Annotated in this window: 5 protein-coding genes; 2 read left to right on the top strand and 3 right to left on the bottom strand. The window is 40.0% G+C overall.

Translation table 11 applies throughout. The annotated features are described in order from the left end of the window. Positions 1–89: 89 nt before the first annotated feature. Both secDF and BABA_RS22795 read right to left on the bottom strand, forming a co-directional pair. On the bottom strand, positions 90–2354 hold the full coding sequence (secDF, locus tag BABA_RS22800) for a protein translocase subunit SecDF (RefSeq protein ID WP_007087620.1): 2265 nt from the start codon (positions 2352–2354) through the stop codon (positions 90–92). A 130-nt stretch (positions 2355–2484) separates the two neighbouring features. After that, entirely contained in the window at positions 2485–2781 is a 297-nt protein-coding gene (locus BABA_RS22795; RefSeq protein WP_007087619.1) for a post-transcriptional regulator, read from the bottom strand. A 145-nt stretch (positions 2782–2926) separates the two neighbouring features. On the opposite strand from BABA_RS22795, the gene spoVB reads away from it, so the two are divergent. After that, a complete protein-coding gene (gene spoVB, locus BABA_RS22790) occupies positions 2927–4477 on the top strand; it encodes a stage V sporulation protein B (protein WP_007087618.1) in 1551 nt (516 codons plus the stop codon). 38 nt (positions 4478–4515) lie between these two features. Here spoVB and BABA_RS22785 read toward each other — a convergent pair whose 3' ends face one another. After that, entirely contained in the window at positions 4516–5184 is a 669-nt protein-coding gene (locus BABA_RS22785; protein WP_007087617.1) for a DUF421 domain-containing protein, read from the bottom strand. Positions 5185–5449: 265 nt separating this feature from the next. On the opposite strand from BABA_RS22785, the gene BABA_RS22780 reads away from it, so the two are divergent. Continuing rightward, positions 5450–5812: a TIGR04086 family membrane protein gene (locus tag BABA_RS22780; RefSeq protein ID WP_007087616.1), complete on the top strand. Its 363-nt coding sequence runs from the start codon at positions 5450–5452 to the stop codon at positions 5810–5812. Positions 5813–5882 lie beyond the last annotated feature (70 nt).

Raw genomic sequence — 5882 nt, 5'->3', positions numbered from 1 at the left:
AAGCCAATCCGTCAAGAAGGTTAAAGAGCAACCTTCTCGCCGGCTCGTCTTATGCCTGTCGCCCCTGAGCAAGGCGCTTCCGCTTTTAGTTATACTTGTGGTTGATCAGAGTACTTTTTCTTTTCTTTTTCAGTTTTAATGGTGCCCTTCTTTTTAAGCTCTTTTGTCTTAAATACATACCATAGTGGACCAGCAATACAGATAGAAGAATAAACACCGACAAGTAATCCTACCAACAAGGCAATCGAGAAGTTGCGGATCGATTCGCTGCCGAAAATAACGAGAGCGACGACAGTGATTAACACGGTTAAGACGGTATTGATAGAACGTGTCAAGGTTTGACGTGTGCTTATGTTTAATACTTCAGCAATATCTGCATTGGTCTTAAGGCGTCTTTTCTTATGCATATTCTCGCGCATCCGGTCAAAGGTAACAATGGTATCGTTGATCGAATAACCAACAATCGTTAACACAGCGGCGATAAAGGTTAAATCAACTTCAAGTCTCGTAATACTGAAGAACGCTACCATAAAGAAAGCATCGTGCAGCAAGGAGACAATCGCAGCAATGGCCATTGATAATTCAAAACGGAAACTTACATAAATAATAATCCCTATAGAGGCAATTAATAGCGCAATAAAGGCATTTTTCGCTAATTCCTTCCCGATGGTTGGGGAAACGGTGCTAACGTTTGGTTCGGAACCATACTCCTTATTAAAATCGGATTTCAGCTTAGCAATTTCATTTTTCGAAAGAACACCGATAAGCCGGGCTGCCCCAATATTCTTCTTTTCCCCCGAAATGACCACATCATCTGTTTTCAGATGAAGCTTGTCAAATGAGCTATTAATTTTTTCAACAGTTAACGGAGTGTTTGATAAGATTTCAACTCGAGTACCACTAGTGAAATCAATCGCTAAATGCAAGCGAAGTACGAGCAGCACCACTAAACCGGCTGCAAGAAGAACCCCAGAAATCGTGAAAAATTTCTTTCTATGCTTAACAAAATCAAGTTTATCAAATCGAGTCGGAAGATCTAGTGTATCAACATTTTCAGAGATGTCCCTGATATCAGCCTGTTTGATACCAAACCAACTTGCTTTCTTTTTGAATATTCCGCTATGAACCCAAAGTCCTAACAATAGACGAGAACCATAAACGGCTGTTAAAAAGCTCATTAGGATACTGACAATTAACATCGTCGCAAACCCTTTAACCGAGCTTGTCCCATAGGCGAAAAGCACACCAGCAGTCAAGAGAGTTGTAAGGTTAGAGTCAAGAATCGATGTAAATGCATTTTTTTCACCAGCTTGGAATGCTGCTTTAATGGATTTACCCACTTTGAGTTCTTCTCTGATACGTTCATAGGTAATAATGTTGGCATCGACGGCCATCCCAATCCCAAGGATAATTGCAGCAATCCCCGGCAAGGTCAGAACACCATTCATCCAGTCAAATATTAACAGAACTAGATAAATATAAATGGATAACGTAACGGTAGCAATGAAGCCAGGAAAACGGTAATAGAAAAGCATAAATAGGTAGATGATTGCGACACCGATGAGTCCGGCCAATATCGTATCATTTAATGCTTGTTCACCAAATTTTGCTCCGACGGAAGTAGAGTAAACTTCCTTCAGCTTTACCGGTAAGGAGCCGGCATTTAAAAGATTAGCTAAAGTAGTAGCCTCTTTCGAAGTGAAACTGCCAACGATCGAAACCGTATCTTGATTAAAAATTTGCTTCACTGTTGGAGCTGACAAGTATTTTGGATTCGGTTTTGTTACTTCCGTTTTAAAGGAATCTTTTCCTTCTTCAAAATCAAGCCATATGACAAGCACATTGTTTGGTGCCATGTTCATAATTTCTTCTGAAACTTTACGGAATTTATCTGCGCTTTTTAATGTCAATGAAACGCTTGGAGCACCATTTTCATCAAATGTTTGCTTTGCCCCGCCTTGCTTTAAGTCTGATCCGTCCATCATCAAACGGTCATTCGCGTCTCTGAAGCTTAAATTTGCCTGCGTAGACAACATTTCACGAGCCTTGTTTTGGTCAGTGACTCCTGCGAGCTGAACACGAATCCTGTCAGTCCCTTCGATTTGAATGTTCGGCTCACTCACACCAAGGACGTTAATCCGCTTATCGAGTGCTTCAGCTGTACTAGCCAAAACTTCTTTATCAATTTTCTGACCCTTTTTCGCCGGCTTAACTTGATATAAAACCTCAAATCCGCCTTGAAGGTCTAGACCAAGCTTAATATTGTTTAAAATGTTCTTGGTTGTTGCCCCCATTGTGCTCCCGACAATGAGGATCACAAGAAAGAAAGCAATAATTCTACTGCGCTTTACCATTATGTATAGTTCCTCCTTAGTGCCTGTGCAATTGCACTGTTACATCCTAGCCTTATTGTAAAATAACGAAAAGTCACTGATACCATTATGGAATAAGTAGGAATAGCTGTCAATTTGAAAGTTGAGGGTACTATTTCAATAACTCTTTTAAATCCGCTTCATTCTCCATTGAAAATTCGGCAGTTTTATATGCCTCAATAGTTGCAAAGCTGATGTAATCACTTACCCTTACAGAAAGAATTTCTTGAATCAACTGGTAAAGTTGTTTCTCTTCCTGTTCCTTTTTCCACTTTTTCTTCACCAAGTACTCCCATAGCTCTTTTTCGGTTACAGAATCATAACCCAGCAAGCGAAATTCCGCGAGTTTACTTGCACATGCCGGTTGTACTTGGGTACGAAAGTGATCGTATCTACCGCTATTATCCATTATATCTTCCTCCTCGGGCCATATCGCTATCCTAATAAATGGAACCATTGCAAAAAGCTTTATTCTACTTGTCATGCTTTGTCCACTATTAGGCATATAGTTTATTGTAAATGAATTCTTCTTTTTTGAGAAGGTGGGAAACTGCATGTCAAAGTTTTTAAAAGGGACTTTTATCCTATTAATTGCCGGATTTGTCACAAGAGTCCTTGGCTTTATTTATCGTATTGTCCTTGCCCGCAGTATTGGTGAAGAAGGCGTCGGCTTATATATGATGGCATATCCAACGTTTATTCTAATGGTAACCATCACGCAGTTAGGACTTCCGGTAGCCATCTCTAAGAATATTGCTGAGGCGGAAGCTAGGAAGGATTATGCTGAAATAAAAAAAATCCTGGTCGTTTCTCTCGCAATCACAGTGGGATTATCAATCATTATTACGCCTGCATTATTCTTCATGGCACCCATTCTATCCACAACATTATTCACTGACCAAAGGACTTATTGGCCATTGATTGCCATTGCTCCTGCGCTGCCGATCATCGCTGTTTCCTCTGTCATTAGAGGCTACTTCCAGGGACGGCAAAACATGCGTCCATCAGCTATTTCACAGATTTTGGAGCAGATTGTCAGAATTACCTTAATCGCAACTGCGACAAAAACCTTTTTGCCTTTTGGAGTTGAATATGCAGCCGCTGCAGCAATGGGGGCTTCTGTTTTAGGGGAATTACTTTCACTCCTTTATCTAGTCACCACATTTAAATTAAAAAAGCGGTTCAGGCTCCGAAAAGGTTTCTTTCAATATGTTCATAAAGGGAAACGGACATTCAAAGAATTAATGGAGATTGCCCTGCCAACAATGGGGAGCAGGATGATTGGTTCAATCGCCTGGTTTTTTGAGCCGATTGTTGTTGCCCACAGTTTGGCGATTGCCGGAGTCATTGCCGTGAATGCAACAAAACAATATGGCTCATTGACCGGCTATGCCATGCCGCTGTTAATGCTGCCGTCCTTTATTACTTTTTCTTTATCTACAGCACTTGTCCCGGCCATCAGCGAGGCTAATTCCAGAAATGATCTTAAATTAATTGAATATCGCCTGCAGCAAGCTTTGCGTTTTGTTTTTTTATCAGGCGGACTAGCTGTTATTGTTCTTTATGTATTGGCAGACCCGCTTATGCAGCTCATGTATGGCTCGACAAAAGGCGCCTATTTCATCCGCATCATGGCACCCTTCTTTTTGTTTTATTATTATCAAGGCCCGCTGCAAGCCGTTCTACAGGCATTAAACCTTGCAAGGGCGGCGATGATAAATAGTCTTATAGGTGCCGTCGTTAAAACGGCTGTGATTTTTTTACTCGCTTCCCAGCCCTCCTTCGGAATTACAGGAGTGGCGATTGGAATTCTCGTTGGCTTTGTTTTGGTTACGATTCTTCATTTTGCAACCGTATTGAAAAAAGTCACCTTTTCTATTTATATACGCGATTATCTAATAGGGTTTCTAGTGATGGGGGTATCCGGTTGGTTAGGTTATTGGGTCTTTGAAAATACGTTGATTAATGGACACTTAGCAGTAAGGGTAATCACCACTGTATTCGCAATGGCTATTTCCTATTTCCTTATGTTGGTTGTCTTCCGCTTAATAAAAAAGGAAGAACTTACACGAATTCCGTGGATTGGAAAGCTATTTTTCAATTAAACAAAGAAGACATGCCGATGGTACGGTATGTCTTCTTCCTATTCATCTTGTACATCAATAAAGAACTTTCCGTTTTCATAGCTGCAAAAGGATATTTTTTTTACTTCCCGATAGCCCTTTTTTTTCAATTCTTGGCGCAGCCATAGATTTGTCTTATTTATTCTTTTCAAATTTTCCTCTTCAATCGTACCATCCAAAATTAATGGGATGGTAATATCTCCATTCTTAGATGGAGTCTTTGGTTTTTTTGGATCCTCCAATTTTTCAATAACGGATAAACTACCTGACGATTCAAGGATGGCAAATTCAACATCCGCAATACTGCGAATGTCCTTTTCTCGTAATTGAGTCATTAAATCATCAAAATTGTAGCGCTGCTTCCGCATTGCGGCTTCGTCAATTTTTCCCCTGTTTATGATAATGCTTGGTTTTCCTTCTACAAGATTCCGGAACTTTTTACTCTTTAATGAAATGATTGCCATACAAATTTGGACGATCATTAAAATAACCATCGGTAAAATCGCATGGGTGAACTTGACACTAGGTTTTTCAATGGCAACGACTGCAAGTTCACCAATCATGATAAAAACCACTAGATCCAGGATGCTTAGTTCACCAATTTCCCTTTTTCCCATTAAGCGAAATATCACCAGGATGAGTAAATAAAAAGTGATTGTTCGCATTCCTATTGTTAAATAATCTGCCACAGCTGTCCGCCCCTTTTTTTCATTCAATACTATTGTTTATCATCTTGCATGAAAAATAAGAGGAATTAAATTCCATAATCCTCTCGAAGTTAGTAAAATGGAGAAATTTTTATTCTACTTTTTAGCTGCCATGAATACGCTTGTACTAGGAAAGAAACTTGCTTGTTAGATCCGGCACTACAGAAAATCAATTAAATATCATGCTGGTCTAAAGCTCTGAAGGGGGAGAGTTAAAATCGAATCGAAAAGTTTTGGCACATCCATTTTGTACGGATTAATTTTTATTTTCGCTTTTGCTGTGATTTGCAGCCTTATTTTTGCTTTTATCCTTAGATTTACGTCAACTCGGGAAGGCTCGCTTCAATATGTTATAACCGCTTTATCTTTCATTGGACTATTCGGAGGTGGCTTTCTTTCCGGAGGGAAACGGAAAGAAAAAGGCTGGCTAATTGGCGGATTAACGGGGCTTATTTATTCATTTGTGGTATTTTTGTTTCAATACCTTGGTTTCGATCGATTGTTTGATGCAGAGCAAGTGATTTATCATACCTGCTATACATTAATCGCGATGATGGGTGGTATTTTAGGTGTGAATATCGCCACAAATAATTCCCGGCGTTCAGCATAGAAAAGCGCAAGCGCCCTGGTTAGCGGCGTATGGCCTGGAGCGCTCCAACTGAGATAAAGGAAACACGGTG

Source organism: Neobacillus bataviensis LMG 21833 (assembly GCF_000307875.1).
GTDB classification, from domain to species: Bacteria; Bacillota; Bacilli; order Bacillales; family Cytobacillaceae; genus Neobacillus; species Neobacillus bataviensis.
Note: the sequence above shows the minus strand (reverse complement) of the source record. Positions and strands in the feature narration are given on the sequence as shown.

Excerpts from the sequence above, each read along its gene's own strand:
- secDF (WP_007087620.1), bottom strand. The coding sequence starts at position 2,354 with ATGGTAAAGCGCAGTAGAATTATTGCTTTCTTTCTTGTGATCCTCATT.
- BABA_RS22795 (WP_007087619.1), bottom strand. The coding sequence starts at position 2,781 with ATGGATAATAGCGGTAGATACGATCACTTTCGTACCCAAGTACAACCG.
- spoVB (WP_007087618.1), top strand. The coding sequence starts at position 2,927 with ATGTCAAAGTTTTTAAAAGGGACTTTTATCCTATTAATTGCCGGATTT.